This is a genomic window from Hydrotalea sp., from assembly GCF_049968455.1.
Taxonomy (GTDB): domain Bacteria; phylum Bacteroidota; class Bacteroidia; order Chitinophagales; family Chitinophagaceae; genus Hydrotalea.
Genome location: NZ_JBMFQT010000009.1, coordinates 25,871 through 39,837, shown reverse-complemented (window position 1 = coordinate 39,837; position 13,967 = coordinate 25,871). Strand labels below are relative to the sequence as shown.

The following is a 13,967-nucleotide window of genomic DNA, read 5'->3' as shown; positions in this document are numbered from 1 at the left end:
GCAAAAAAAAATCTCTGCATGCAATTTGTTACCTTTGTTCTTCGCAAAAAATACATTTAAAATTAAATATGATAGAAATTCGTTTTCCAGATGGTGCCATACGTTCTTTTCCAAAAGGCACTACTGCATTAGAAATTGCTAAATCAATTAGTGAAGGATTGGCTAAAAAAGTTTTGGCTGCAAAAGTGAATGGAGTGGTTATAGATGCAACTCGACCCATTGAAGAAAATGCTACGCTACAATTACTTACTTGGGACGATGAAGAGGGTAAAAAAACGCTTTGGCATTCATCTGCACACTTAATGGCCGAAGCTGTTGAAACCATGTTCCCTGGAGTAAAATTTTGGGTTGGTCCTGCCATTGATCATGGCTTTTATTATGATATGGATTTAGGTGACAGAAAAATGTCAGAAGAGGATTTATTGGTTTTAGAAAAGAAGATGAATGAATTGGCCAAACAGGGTAATGTTTATATTCGGAAAGCTATTCCTAAACAAGAAGCAGTTGCTTATTTTAAGGAAAAAGGAGACGAGTATAAATTAGATTTACTTCAAAACTTGAACGATGGTGAAATTACTTTTTATACACAAGGAAATTTTACCGATTTATGTCGTGGCCCACATATTCCCAACACAGGTTTTATTAAGGCCATAAAATTAACCAATATAGCCGGTGCTTATTGGAAAGGTGATGAGCATAACAAACAACTTACTAGGGTATATGGTATTACTTTCCCTAACCAGAAGGAATTAGATGCCTATTTAGCCATGCTGGAAGAGGCAAAAAAACGCGATCATAGAAAATTAGGGAAAGAACTTAGCATTTTTACTATGGACGATGATGTGGGTCCGGGTTTACCCTTATGGATGCCTAATGGAACCATTATTATTGAAGAATTAGAAAAATTGGCCAAAGAAACTGAAGAAGATGCCGGTTATAAAAGAGTTGTAACTCCGCATATTGCAAAAGAAAGCATGTATTTAACCAGTGGGCATTTACCTTATTATGCCGATAGTATGTTTCCACCTATGGAAATGGATGGGGAGAAGTACTATTTAAAAGCTATGAATTGTCCTCATCACCATAAAATTTATGCGGCAGAACCCAAAAGCTATCGCGATTTACCGTATCGTATTGCAGAATATGGTACTTGTTATCGATATGAGCAAAGTGGAGAATTGTTTGGATTAATGCGTGTACGTTGCTTACACATGAATGATGCCCATATTTATTGTACCAAAGAACAGTTTGCGGAAGAATTTAAAGCCGTGAACAATATGTATCTAAAATATTTTAAACTATTTGGTATTGATAAATATGTAATGCGTTTGTCATTGCATGATCCTGCTAAATTGGGCAAAAAATATGTGAATGAACCAAAGCTATGGTTAGAAACAGAAGATATGGTTCGCAAAGTATTGCAGGAAACCAATACACCATTTATTGAGGTGCCGGATGAAGCAGCTTTTTATGGCCCAAAAATAGATGTGCAAATTTGGAGTGCCATTGGCAGAGAGTTTACACTTGCAACCAATCAGGTTGACTTTAATTCGGGCAGAAAATTCTCACTTTCATATACTACACCCAATAATGATACAGATATTCCATTAATTATTCATAGAGCTCCATTAGGAACACATGAAAGGTTTATTGGATTTTTACTGGAACATTATGCCGGAAAATTTCCGGTATGGTTAGCACCTCAACAGGTAATAATTTTGCCGATTAGTGATAAGTTTGCCGATTATGCCAATGAAGTGGCATTAAAATTGAAAGCCAAGCGTGTGCGGGTTACTGTTGATGAACGAAATGAAAAAATAGGTAAAAAAATTCGTGAAGCAGAAATGATGCGTATTCCTTACATGCTAGTTGTAGGTGAAAAGGAGATGAATGAGCAACAACTTTCTGTACGCAGACAAGGGGTAGGTGATACCGGTAGTATTTCAATTGATAACTTTGTTCATAACATTGTTGAAGAAATTATGGAACGGAAATAGCTTGCTTAGCAATTTTTAATCATTATTTTTACACCAAAATTTAAAATCAAACCCATTTTTAATGGCATTATCAACAAGAAGTAACAATAGCGGAAATGGAGGAAGAATGAATCCGCGTTTTCAAAGAAATCAAGAATCAGAGCATCGCATTAATGAAAGAATCAGGGCATCTCAAGTACGATTAGTAGGCGACAATGTAACCGTTGGTATTTATCCCTTACAAGAAGCATTAAAAATTGCAGCTGAACAAGAACTAGATTTAGTAGAAATATCACCGAATGCAGACCCTCCGGTTTGTAAAGTAATTGATTATAAGAAGTTTTTATACGAGAAAAAGAAGAAAGAAAAAGAAATGAAAGCCAATGCCAAGCAAAGCGAGGTAAAAGAAATTCGCTTTACACCCGGCACTGACGATCATGACTTTGATTTTAAATCGAAACATGCAGAAAAGTTTTTGCAAGACGGCAATAAAGTAAAAGCATACGTTCAATTTAAAGGAAGAGCTATACAATTTAAAGAGCGCGGGGAATTAATTCTTTTAAAATTTGCAGAACGTTTAGCAGAAATAAGTCAGCCTGAAAGCTTACCTAAATTGGAGGGCAAGCGAATGTTTTTAATGTTAACACCTAAAACCGCTAAGAAGAAAAAAGAGTCTGCTTAAAATTTACTTAATTAACTTTTAATTTAAGGCCACTTTTAATAACTAAAGTGGCTTTTTCTTTGTTGTGAATACTGGTAATTGATAAACATCAAATAAATATTACCATTCATCCTTTTTAACAATGCAACCCCAATTAAAACAGATTTGCTACAAAATAGCAAAGTAATTTTGCAACTTCTTAAGCAAACCAAATTAGTAACATAATGCACAAAAAATTACTAGCAATTTTCATATTGATATTTTCTTTTTTTCAAGCAAATGCATTTAACGATAATTCAAACAATAATGTTTCAGGCAAAGTAATTGACGCTGCTACAAAACAACCTATTGAATATGCTACAGTTACCGTTCTAAATAAAAGCACTAAAAATACGGTAAATGGAACAATTACTGACGCTACGGGTTCTTTCGTTATAAAGGGTTTAACTCCTGGTAATTATATTTTAAAAATTCAATCATTAGGTTATAAAGACTATACCATTGGTACTGTAAGTGTTCAAAAAAACACACCGGTTCAATTACCAACTATTGTATTGGTAAAACAGGAAAATGTACTACAAGACGTTACCGTTAGTGCTAAAAAACCATTAATTGAGAATAAAATTGACAAAATGGTTTTTAATGCTGAAAAGGATTTAACCTCACAAAGTGGGGTAGCAACAGATTTGTTGAAGAAAGTGCCAATGGTTTCAGTAGATGTAGATGGGAATGTTCAATTAGCGGGTAGCTCCAGTATTCAATTTTTAATTAATGGTCGTCCTTCAACCGCATTTGGCAATAATATTTCCGATGTATTACAGGCTATTCCAGCTAGCCAAATAAAAAGTATTGAAGTAATAACCAATCCGGGAGCAAAATATGATGCATCCGGTTTGGGTGGTATTATCAATATCATATTGAAGGATAATCAATCGAAAGGAGTAAATGGGAATTTATCTCTAACGGCTGGAAGTTTATTACAAAATGGTTCATTTAATATTACTGCTCGCAAAAATAAATTCGGTGTAAATGCATTTATAAGTGGTGGAACCCGGTTGCGTTCAACCACACCTAATTCAGTAGATAGAAATTCAATTGATACAACTGCTAAAACCAATGTTCAGCTGTTACAAAATGGTGCTTCACGATTTACTCGACATGGTATGCAATCAGGTTTAGGATTTGATTGGAATTTAGATTCACTAAATAACTTAAACGGTGGTGTAAACTACAACTTATTTGGTTATGCCGGAACAGGCTATGTTAATCAAACACAAATTACCACCGACATGTTAAGTGGTGGTAATTTGTTATCGAATATAGCTTCACTGAGTAATTCAAATGGTGGATTTCATTTTCATAACATTGATGCAAACCTGAATTATAAGCGTAAATTTTCAAAACCCGACCAGGAATTAGATATTGCCTTGAATTCAAGTTTTGGTACGAATCACGGTTATTCAAACAGTGAACAATACTATGTGCCGTCTGAGACTAAGTTTTTTGGAACGCAAAATGATAATCCCGGTACCAACAACGTGCATGTAATGACAATTGATTATACACAACCATTTACCTCTAAAATAAAGTTTGGTGCCGGTAGCAGAATTACTTTAACTGATATACACAGTACAGCTACTATTCATTCTTTAAACCCATACACCGAAGCTTATTATTATGATTCCTCTCAATCTAATTACTTAGATTATCATCAACAAGTTTATGCAGTGTATAGTGAATTAAGCTTCCCGGTTGGAACTTTGTTTGATGCACAAGTGGGTGGTCGTTATGAACGAACTGAAATTAATGATTATTATTCCAATACTACAACACAAGTTAAAACACCTGGATATAACACTTTTGTTCCAAGTTTCTATTTCATCAGAAAATTATCTGGTAACTCAACTCTTAAGTTAAGTTATTCAAAACGCATTGAAAGGCCCAGCTATCAGGATTTAAATCCTTTTGTGAATACCAGCGACCCCAAAAATATTACAACTGGAAATCCTTATTTACAACCTCAAATTGGAAATCGATATGAATTAGCCTATAACAAACAAGTCAACAACGTAGGTTCTTTCATGGTAGCTGCATTTTACCGCACTTCTAATCATGATATTCAGCCCTATGTTTATTATTATCCCACTTATTTAGTTGGCGACTCAACATTTACCAATGTATCTGTAAGTACTCGTCAAAACATTGGTATTGAACGCAATATGGGTATGAATTTATTTGCCAGTATTGATGTGTCAAATGCACTTAATTTACGTACGAACATGTTCTTCTACTATCGAGAACAAATCAATCAGCTAGATCCAGGATATAATGCTAGCAGTTTTAACTACCATATTAATTTGAATGCCAGTTATCAATTTAAAAAGGATTTGGCGGCAGAGGCCTTTGGTAATTTCCGTTCAGCAAGAAATGAAGTGCAGGGGCGTTATCCGTCTTTTACTACCTACAGTTTAGCTATTCGTAAACAATTTTGGAATAAAAAAGGTAGTTTAGCTTTAACGGCTGTAAATCCCTTTAATGAGTATGTGAATATGCGTACAATCTTAACCGGCCCTAACTTCACTACTAATAACTTAAGGCAAATTCCATTCCGTTCCTTTGGTTTAAACTTTACCTGGAAGTTTGGAAAGTTAGAATTTAAAAAAGAGGATAAAGACAAACCTGACAATAGCAATGGTGGCGGAAATCTGGATAATGGTTAGAAAATTTATATTTCCAGTTTGTCAATTACCATTAGGGCATTTAACAATTTATTCCAGGCAACTTGCCATTCATTGTGTGCATGGTGCAGTGCATCTTGTTGCTCCTTTGATAGTTGTTGTTTTTTTTCTTCAACTATTGCATTCATGGCCTTTAATGATTGCTGGTGTAGTTGATGAATGGGTTGTTCATTATTCTCCATCTTATAATATTTTGTTTAAAGTTACAATTTGTTTCGCATTACAATCAACAAAATTAGACTTAACAAATAAAAAGTTATTTTAAAATCTAGGTATTTTTTTCGTGCTACATTCCTGTATTTTTATCTATACTATCATCATACTTTATTATTAAACCTAATTTTTTGTGTAAAAATTTTAAATAATTTCACGAAAAGAATAAACAAAAAAGATAGAAATATTAAAATATAAAAAAAGTTAAACCTTTTTTCATGGTTAATCGTTGTAAAATAAAAAATCATTATGAAAGTAAAATTATTATCCTCTTTAATTGCAGTTGTTTTATTACTGAGCACACTTTCAGTAAAAGCTCAAAAAACAGTTGTAGGGGTAGCTGCTAGCTCTCCAGATCACACTACATTAGTAGCTGCCATTAAAGCAGCAGGTTTAGTAGAAGCTTTAGAAGGAAAAGGACCATTTACTGTTTTTGCTCCTACCAATGAGGCATTTAATAAATTGCCTGAAGGGACAGTGGCAAACTTATTAAAACCTGAAAACAAAGCAACATTAACGAAAATCTTAACTTATCATGTTGTGCCCGGCAAATTAACAGCTAAAGATGTTATAGCTGCCATAAAAAAAGGGAATGGAAAAGCAGAAGTAAAAACATTAGAAGGTGAAATGTTACAAGTAAGTTTACACAATGGAAAAGTAATGTTAACTGATGCAAAAGGAGGTACATCAATGGTAACTGCTAGCGATTTAATGGCTGGGAATGGGGTTGTTCATGTAATAAATACTGTTTTAATGCCAAAATAGGGTTTAAAAAAAGCAGCCTGAATATAATCGGCTGCTTTTTTTGTATTACGGTTATTATGATTCAAGCATAAATGGGTAACCGTAATCTACAGGAGGGTTAAATGTTTCTTTAATGGTTCTGGCACTTAACCAACGATATAAGTTTAAGATACTACCGGCTTTATCATTAGTACCACTTGCTCTGGCTCCACCAAATGGTTGCTGACCTACTACAGCCCCAGTGGGTTTATCATTTACATAAAAATTGCCGGCAGCATTTCGTAAACGTTCAGTTGCCATTACAATGGCAGAACGATCTTTAGCAATAATAGAACCGGTAAGTGCATAAGGTGAAGTAGTATCAACTAATTCTAATACTTCTTCAAATTCATTGGCAGGATATACATACAAAGTAAGTACAGGGCCAAAAATTTCTTCACATAAAGTAACATATTTGGGATCTTCTGCCAGTATAATTGTAGGCTGAATAAAATAACCTTCTTTTTTGCTGCATTCCCCGCCCACTAAAATACTTGCCTTTTTTGAACGCTTGGCGCCATCAATGTATGCTTTTATTTTATCAAAACTTTTCTCATCAATAACGGCGTTAATAAAATTAGAGAAATCTTCTACTGTTCCCATTTTAAAACTATTTACCCCTGCTATCAACTTCTTCTTTATTTTTTCTGCAAGATTTGATGGTATATAAGCACGAGAAGCAGCAGAGCATTTTTGTCCCTGATATTCAAAAGCACCGCGTAATAATGCAGTAACGGCTACATCAACATCGGCAGATTTATGTACTAAAACAAAATCTTTACCACCGGTTTCACCAACTATACGTGGATAAGATTTATAATTCGCCATGTTTTTACCAATTGTTTCCCACATTGTGTTAAATACGCCGGTTGAACCTGTAAAGTGTACACCTGCAAAATCGCGATGATTAAAACAAATTTTGCCTAAAACTGGCCCATCTACATAAATCAAATTAATAACGCCGTGAGGTAACCCTGCTTCTAATAGTATTCGCATAAACAATTGTGCGGCAAATACCTGGGTATTGGCGGGTTTCCATACTACAACGTTACCACACATAGCAGCCGAAGTAGGTAAATTACCGCTAATAGCCGTAAAGTTAAAGGGGGTAACGGCTACCACAAATCCTTCTAATGGCCGGTATTCCATGCGATTATGCATACCGGAGGCACTATTGGGTTGTTGTTTATATATTTCACTTAAGTAATGAACATTAAAACGTAGAAAATCAATCAATTCGCAGGCACTATCAATTTCAGCTTGAAATGCATTTTTGCTTTGGCCAAGCATAGTAGCTGCATTAATGTAAGGACGATATTTTGTTGCCAGTAAATCGGCTGCTTTCAAAAAAATGCCGGCTCTGTCTTCCCAAGGCATAGCTGCCCAGTCATTTTTAGCCGCCAATGCAGCATCAATAGCTTGTTGAACATGTTTTTCATCGCCCATATGGAAATAGCCCAAAGTATGTTTTATTTCATGGGGCGGATGTAAAGCAATTTTTTTATTGGTTTTTACTTCTTTTGAACCAATATACATGGGTATATCGGCTGTTTGTGCCTTTAATTCTGCTATTGCTTTTTTTAGTAATTCCCTTTCTTTGCTACCGGGTGCATACTGTAAAACCGGTTCATTTGCCGGCATTGGATAATGAAATGTGCCTAAACTCATGGTGCTTGGTTTTATAATGTAAGTGCAAGTTACTAAACTTGTTTTGTTTAATAAGTAACAAAAGGCATTGTTCATGTGAAGTATAAATAGTATGCTAAATAATAGTTTCTTTGTAAATGGTGAAAAATTTTAGGCCATACATAGCATCCTTACCAATAGTTTTTAGAATAGTAACGCATTTTATTATTAGTAGGCGTAAGGCCAAACAATTTGCCCAAACTACCATAGCACAAATTGAAAAAAATTATTGCCATGCTGTTAGTGAAAAAGTTAGAAAAAAAACAATTACAAGCTTTGCAATTTATAATCCCATTGTTTGTGATGCTTTCACCCAATTACATAAAAGATTTACTTCAAAAGAAGAACAAAAATTGTTGGTTTATTATTTTGTAATGGCCTCGATGTATGATGATTTTTTTGATCATCATGAAATGAGTGTAGAAACAATAGAAAAGCTAACTTTTTTGGGTGATGCTTATATGCCGAAAACATTAGATGAGATGTTAATTCAATCCATTCATCGTTATTTATTGGCAAGGGTAAATAATAAAACCGATTACTTGAGCTTATTTGAGCATATGTTTACAGCACAAAAAGATTCTCTTTTACAATTTAATGCTGATATTGATACTGAAACGTTATTGTCAATTACCCATCGCAAAGGCGGATATGCCGTTTTAATGTGCTATTACTATCTGCAAGTTGTGGGTAGTGAAGCAGAAAAAAAATGTTGGTATTTATTAGGCACCATAATACAAATGATTAATGATTTGTTTGATACATTTAAAGACAGTCGTGCCGGAATTTATACTTTTGCCAATCATTCCGATTCGGTTATAGATATTAAAACTGCGTATAACAATCAAGTACAACTTTTGAAGAATGCCATCCGTGAAGTAAAAGCAAACCCGAAAAATAAACGTTTTTTTAATTATACCTTAGCAGCAGTGTACTGTTTAGGTTTTTTGGCTATTGAACAATTAGAAAAAGTAGCAGAAAAATATGGAAAGAAGCTTCCAAATTTTACTGAACTTAGTAGAATAGATTTGGTGATTGACATGGAATTATACAAAAACAGAAAACGATGGATTAGTTTGTTTATGTTAGAAGGCTACTCACTGAATTAAATGTACATATGAATTTACCCATAGTTTTATTTGATGATGCAACATGGAGAGATGAATTTTATCCTTTTTCTGTAAATCATTCTATCGCTGACTTACGGTATGGCATTTATACCCAGCGAGAGCGATGGGAAAAATTAACAGACACTAAGGTTTATATTCAAACCATTGATTATTTATCAGCTTTGTATGAACCACCAACACAACCCGAAGCTGTTTTTGTTGCTGCGAATGTATTGCCTAATATGGAATTAATAAATTCTCTGCAACAATTATCAAAACAGCAGGGTTTAATTTATGCAAGCGAAAAAATTGCCTATAGAGGTAATTTAGAAGAAGCAAAAGCTTATTTTAACACAAATTCAATTAGTACCTCTGAAAAAAATATTGCTTTCAATGGAACGTTAATCTGTATTAATTCTGCCATTGATTTGCTTGCCAAAAATTCTGCTATTATTGCATCCGATTTTCAATTTGTTATTGCTAAACAGCAAAACAATATAATCCATCCTTCTAATTATGTTGAAAATGCTGAAGGTATTCACATTTCTCCCAATGCAACATTAAAAAATGTGAGTTTGAATGCTGCTGATGGGCCAATATATATTGCAGATAATGCTTTAATTATGGAAGGTTCATTTTTACGTGGCCCCATTGTTGTAGGCAAAAATTCTGTGGTTAAAATGGGAGCAACAATTTATGGCGGAACATGCATAGGTAATAATTGTACAGTAGGGGGGGAAGTAAAAAATAGCATAATTATGGACTTTAGTAATAAAGCACATCATGGATATTTAGGCGATAGTATTATTGGTAACTGGTGCAATATTGGGGCCGGTGCCAGTAACAGTAATATAAAAAATAGTGGTGAACAGGTTACTGTTTGGAATGATAGCCTAAAAAAGTACAGTCCACCTGTGCAAAAATGTGGTGTGTTAATGGGCGATTATACCCGTATTGCCATTAATGCGTCTATTAACACTGCAACAGCTATCGGCATTGCTTGCAATGTATTTGGAGTAGGTTTATTGCCGCGTCATTTCCCACATTTTTCATTTGGTATTGAAAAAAAATATACTATTGAACAGGCTTTAAAAGAAATTCAGCAGTGGAAAGGCTTTAAAAATTCTTCCACTACAAATCAGGAAATAAAAGTGTTACAGCATATCTTTGAACAACTTACATAAATGTATTTTATAATTAATTTTTTTCAACCATGCGCAAACAAATAGCAGCAGCTAACTGGAAAATGAACTTAAATGCTGATGAAGCACATCAATTATTATCTAAAGTACTTCATACTAAACTGGAACTTAAGCCCGGCCAGGAAATTATTTTTGCTGTTCCTTTCCCTTATATATCTATGGCAGTTAAAAAGTGTGCTGAGCATAACAACGTATTTGTTGCCGCACAAAATTGTTCAGATAAAACATCAGGCGCCTATACCGGAGAAACTTCTGCAATTATGTTACAATCCGTTGGTGTGCAGTATGTGATAATTGGCCATAGCGAAAGAAGAGAATATTTTAATGAAACCAACGAAGTTTTAGCTAAGAAAATTGATCAATGTTTAAGCCATGGTTTAAAACCTTTGTTTTGTTGCGGTGAACCGCTGTCTATTCGGGAAGAAGGAAAAGAAAAAGAGTTTGTTGCCGAGCAGTTAAAACAATCGTTGTATCATTTATCTGCCGATCAATTGCAACAAGTTGTAATTGCCTATGAACCCATTTGGGCTATTGGAACCGGCAAAACAGCTACTACACAACAGGCTCAAGATATGCATGCTTTTATTCGCCAACAAATTGAATTAAAGTATGGTCATCATATTGCTCAAACCATTTCTATTTTGTATGGTGGAAGTGTAAAGGCTGCAAATGCAAAAGATTTATTCTCACAACCTGATGTTGATGGGGGTTTAGTTGGTGGTGCTTCATTGAATGCAGAAGAATTTATTACTATTATTCAATCGTTAGATTAATGCCTATTAAACGCAGTGAGGCAATGCAGCCGCTTTCGCGGCAACACCACAATGCATTATTGTTTTGTTTGTTATTGAAAAAAGGTATAGCCAAAAAGGCAGACAATAGTGTAATGAAAGACTTTTGTATTTCTTTTTGGGAAAACGATTTAATGCATCATTTTCAATTGGAGGAAGATTTGCTGTTCACTTTAGGAAATACATATCCTGTGCTGCAATCCGGCTTAATTCAAATGAAAGATGAGCACACGGCGTTACAACAATACATGAACCAAATAAAAATACATGTTACCTATGCTATTTTAACGGAATATGTGAATTTATTGGAAAAACATGTACGTTTTGAAGAACGGATTTTATTCCCGCATATTGAAAACACAATCAACAGTAACATCTTACAACAAATTGGAAAAGCCTTAGTACAGGAAGAAGAACATAATTGTTTGCAATATCCGATTCATTTTTGGGAATAAATATTTATACAAATTGAATATTGAAGGTAGCCGGTTCGTAATCATCTAACTTATCTAAATATAAAATGGTACTGTTTCCATCTTCTGATGGATGATACATGGGTTTGAACTTGGCACCATATACAAATTCTCGATAAGTGTAGGATGTTCTTGTTACAACTGTTGAAGAAAAGCTTTCATCAAATCCTTCTAAAAATACCAACAACTCGGTTTCTGCTGCTTCAATATCCTCTTTTTTTAGGCCATAAAGCGGGCTATCATGATTAATTGGATGAACCAAAGTCCAGTTAGACATTAGGGTAGATGCTTTGTTTATATCTAAAGCGGCACTAAAAAAGCGCGTTTTCACAACACCTTCTTCAAATACCTTCATTGATATGGTAAAACGAGCCTCTGCATTTACTAAATAATTTTTGGTGTAAGGCACTAAACGCATCATTAGCGCAACGCCATCTTTAAATGGCGCAAATAAAGCATGCGCACTATATTGAATGTAGGCTTTAGGACGAGCAAAACGTCCATACATTAAGCCTGTTGCAATGGCAAAACTTAATAGCCCGCAAAGCGCTTCTAATGAAGCAACAAAACTAGCCATAAATCCGACGGGACTAATTCTTCCATAGCCTACCGTTGTAAATGTTTGTGCACTAAAGAAAAATGCTTCACCAAATTTTTCATTGGCCGAATGTGTTTCAATTCCGCCTAAATGTTCTAATCCAATCCATAAATAAACACCGGCAAACAAAACATTAATTACAATAAAGAATATAACAACAATCAACAAAAAACGCCAAAGCGGCATGGATAATAGCGCATGATAAATATTTAATCGCTCAAAAAAACGCATTCCCTTCACCTGCAAATTAGGCGATCCATCCCTGTTTAACATTCGCCCACCAACCAAGCTGCTAACGGTACTTAATCCGGTATCTGTTTCGCTTTTAGCCTTTTTATTAATATGTTTTAAAAATAGCATGTTAGCCAATAATTTATTATCGAAAATAATGTATTTATGCAGTACACCGGGTTTATATTTGAACCAACAAAAAGTTACAGTACATTAAAAAGTGCAAATTATTTATCGATGAATATTACCAAACAATTAATGCAACAAATTATTGCTAGAACTTTTTTGGTAATTAGTTCTTTACTGGTAAATATTTGTTTAGCCCGATTTACAAATGCTGCTGAAATTGGGGTACTACTTTACATTACAGCAATTGGTGCATTCATTGTATTGGTGGGCGGAATGAGTTTAGAAAGTGCTTTTACTTATTATTCAGTGCAAAAAGCTATATCAAAAAAACAAATAATTACCCTAAGTTTTTGGCAGTTAATGGGTGTAATATTCCTATTGATACTAGTGCAAATATTCTTTCCTCAATATTTTGAAAATATTAGTCATAATTATCGTGTTAGCTTTTATGTTTTTATTGCCGGAACACTCATGACAAACTATTTTACGGCGGCTCTATTTGCATCACAGCATTTCATATTACCTAATTTGTTACAAACTGTTGGAAATATAGCATGCATTATATTTATTAGCATTTTATATTTCAATAACAAACCTGCCCAAGTGCTATTTAAAACCTATTTCTATTTTGCAGGATTAAATGGCTTATTATTGTTTATGGCTTTGGTGTTTATAAAAAATGAGCAAATATTTAATAACCAACAAGTAAAAAATAAGCAGCTCATTTATCGTTATGCATTACAAGCATTAGGCGCTAATTTATTATTCTTTTTGGTGTACAGATTAGACTATTGGTTTGTGCAGAAATTTACCTCAGCCACTGATGCGGGTAATTATATGCAGGCATCTAAATTAGCACAAATATTTATTTTAATACCTCAATTTATGGCACCCGTTATTTTTAATGCATCTGCCATGAAGCAGGATAATAAACTTCCGGTTTTCATCAACACAATTATTCAACTTTTTTTTCTTTTTTTTCTTCTTGTTGCTTTACTATTGTGGTTGTTTGGGAATGCAATTATTATAGTAGTGTTTGGCAATAGTTTTTCGAAAGTTGCTAATGTTATGCTTATTTTAATGCCCGGATTGTTTTTCTTGGCGGGGTTAAACTTGCTTTCAGCATACTTTAGTGGACTGAATAAAATATCCATCAACATAAAAGGCGCTGCGATGGCAGCATTAATTACTTTGGTAGGGAATATGCTTATTATACCTTATTATCATATTCATTGGGCTGCAGCTATTACTTCATTTGCCTATGCAATTGCAGGAATGTGGTCGTTGTATCATTTTAAAAAAATGAACGTTGATGTATTTTTTTTCAAAAAGCTTGACTGGCGAAAGTTTACATTATTTTTTCGAACAAAATATTAA

General features: G+C 34.1%; 12 protein-coding genes. 9 read left to right on the top strand and 3 right to left on the bottom strand.

Annotation, left to right across the window (positions count from 1 at the left end; translation table 11 throughout):
- Positions 1-68: 68 nt before the first annotated feature.
- The 3 genes from thrS (at position 69) to ACP5P5_RS08020 (ending at position 5,357) form a co-directional block, all read left to right on the top strand.
- The gene (thrS, locus tag ACP5P5_RS08030; RefSeq protein WP_428285587.1) at positions 69-1,997 is read left to right on the top strand and encodes a threonine--tRNA ligase; all 1,929 of its coding nucleotides are present in this window, start codon (positions 69-71) and stop codon (positions 1,995-1,997) included.
- Positions 1,998-2,058: 61 nt separating this feature from the next.
- The gene (gene infC / locus ACP5P5_RS08025; protein WP_428285586.1) at positions 2,059-2,658 is read left to right on the top strand and encodes a translation initiation factor IF-3; all 600 of its coding nucleotides are present in this window, start codon (positions 2,059-2,061) and stop codon (positions 2,656-2,658) included.
- A 203-nt stretch (positions 2,659-2,861) separates the two neighbouring features.
- The gene (locus ACP5P5_RS08020) at positions 2,862-5,357 is read left to right on the top strand and encodes a TonB-dependent receptor domain-containing protein (RefSeq protein ID WP_428285585.1); all 2,496 of its coding nucleotides are present in this window, start codon (positions 2,862-2,864) and stop codon (positions 5,355-5,357) included.
- 5 nt (positions 5,358-5,362) lie between these two features.
- On the opposite strand, the gene ACP5P5_RS08015 is transcribed toward ACP5P5_RS08020, so the two are convergent.
- Positions 5,363-5,557: a hypothetical protein gene (locus ACP5P5_RS08015; protein WP_428285584.1), complete on the bottom strand. Its 195-nt coding sequence runs from the start codon at positions 5,555-5,557 to the stop codon at positions 5,363-5,365.
- 280 nt (positions 5,558-5,837) lie between these two features.
- Here ACP5P5_RS08015 and ACP5P5_RS08010 point away from each other — a divergent pair, with 280 nt between their 5' ends.
- Positions 5,838-6,353: a fasciclin domain-containing protein gene (locus ACP5P5_RS08010; protein WP_428285583.1), complete on the top strand. Its 516-nt coding sequence runs from the start codon at positions 5,838-5,840 to the stop codon at positions 6,351-6,353.
- 54 nt (positions 6,354-6,407) lie between these two features.
- On the opposite strand, the gene pruA is transcribed toward ACP5P5_RS08010, so the two are convergent.
- Positions 6,408-8,039, bottom strand: coding sequence for an L-glutamate gamma-semialdehyde dehydrogenase (gene pruA / locus ACP5P5_RS08005; protein WP_428285582.1), 1,632 nt, complete (start codon positions 8,037-8,039; stop codon positions 6,408-6,410).
- 116 nt (positions 8,040-8,155) lie between these two features.
- On the opposite strand from pruA, the gene ACP5P5_RS08000 reads away from it, so the two are divergent.
- From ACP5P5_RS08000 to ACP5P5_RS07985, 4 genes are read left to right on the top strand one after another with little or no spacing between them, the layout of a single operon-like run.
- On the top strand, positions 8,156-9,166 hold the full coding sequence (locus ACP5P5_RS08000) for a class 1 isoprenoid biosynthesis enzyme (protein WP_428285581.1): 1,011 nt from the start codon (positions 8,156-8,158) through the stop codon (positions 9,164-9,166).
- Positions 9,167-9,174: 8 nt separating this feature from the next.
- Positions 9,175-10,350, top strand: coding sequence for a putative sugar nucleotidyl transferase (locus ACP5P5_RS07995; RefSeq protein WP_428285580.1), 1,176 nt, complete (start codon positions 9,175-9,177; stop codon positions 10,348-10,350).
- Between the two features lie 29 nt (positions 10,351-10,379).
- Complete coding sequence (tpiA, locus tag ACP5P5_RS07990; protein WP_428285579.1) at positions 10,380-11,141, top strand: triose-phosphate isomerase; 762 nt, start codon at positions 10,380-10,382, stop codon at positions 11,139-11,141.
- A complete protein-coding gene (locus ACP5P5_RS07985; protein WP_428285578.1) occupies positions 11,141-11,614 on the top strand; it encodes a hemerythrin domain-containing protein in 474 nt (157 codons plus the stop codon). The genes tpiA and ACP5P5_RS07985 overlap by 1 nt, the downstream gene beginning before the upstream one ends.
- A gap of 4 nt (positions 11,615-11,618) precedes the next feature.
- Here the strand turns inward: ACP5P5_RS07985 and ACP5P5_RS07980 are convergent, their stop codons facing one another.
- Positions 11,619-12,590, bottom strand: a complete 972-nt coding sequence (locus tag ACP5P5_RS07980; RefSeq protein ID WP_428285577.1) for an ion channel — start codon at positions 12,588-12,590, stop codon at positions 11,619-11,621.
- A gap of 108 nt (positions 12,591-12,698) precedes the next feature.
- On the opposite strand from ACP5P5_RS07980, the gene ACP5P5_RS07975 reads away from it, so the two are divergent.
- The gene (locus ACP5P5_RS07975; RefSeq protein ID WP_428285576.1) at positions 12,699-13,967 is read left to right on the top strand and encodes a lipopolysaccharide biosynthesis protein; all 1,269 of its coding nucleotides are present in this window, start codon (positions 12,699-12,701) and stop codon (positions 13,965-13,967) included.

What these genes read in the sequence shown, in the direction of transcription:
- thrS (WP_428285587.1), top strand. Translation starts at nt 69, where the DNA reads ATGATAGAAATTCGTTTTCCAGATGGTGCCATACGTTCTTTTCCAAAA.
- infC (WP_428285586.1), top strand. Translation starts at nt 2,059, where the DNA reads ATGGCATTATCAACAAGAAGTAACAATAGCGGAAATGGAGGAAGAATG.
- ACP5P5_RS08020 (WP_428285585.1), top strand. Translation starts at nt 2,862, where the DNA reads ATGCACAAAAAATTACTAGCAATTTTCATATTGATATTTTCTTTTTTT.
- ACP5P5_RS08015 (WP_428285584.1), bottom strand. Translation starts at nt 5,557, where the DNA reads ATGGAGAATAATGAACAACCCATTCATCAACTACACCAGCAATCATTA.
- ACP5P5_RS08010 (WP_428285583.1), top strand. Translation starts at nt 5,838, where the DNA reads ATGAAAGTAAAATTATTATCCTCTTTAATTGCAGTTGTTTTATTACTG.
- pruA (WP_428285582.1), bottom strand. Translation starts at nt 8,039, where the DNA reads ATGAGTTTAGGCACATTTCATTATCCAATGCCGGCAAATGAACCGGTT.
- ACP5P5_RS08000 (WP_428285581.1), top strand. Translation starts at nt 8,156, where the DNA reads ATGGTGAAAAATTTTAGGCCATACATAGCATCCTTACCAATAGTTTTT.
- ACP5P5_RS07995 (WP_428285580.1), top strand. Translation starts at nt 9,175, where the DNA reads ATGAATTTACCCATAGTTTTATTTGATGATGCAACATGGAGAGATGAA.
- tpiA (WP_428285579.1), top strand. Translation starts at nt 10,380, where the DNA reads ATGCGCAAACAAATAGCAGCAGCTAACTGGAAAATGAACTTAAATGCT.
- ACP5P5_RS07985 (WP_428285578.1), top strand. Translation starts at nt 11,141, where the DNA reads ATGCCTATTAAACGCAGTGAGGCAATGCAGCCGCTTTCGCGGCAACAC.
- ACP5P5_RS07980 (WP_428285577.1), bottom strand. Translation starts at nt 12,590, where the DNA reads ATGCTATTTTTAAAACATATTAATAAAAAGGCTAAAAGCGAAACAGAT.
- ACP5P5_RS07975 (WP_428285576.1), top strand. Translation starts at nt 12,699, where the DNA reads ATGAATATTACCAAACAATTAATGCAACAAATTATTGCTAGAACTTTT.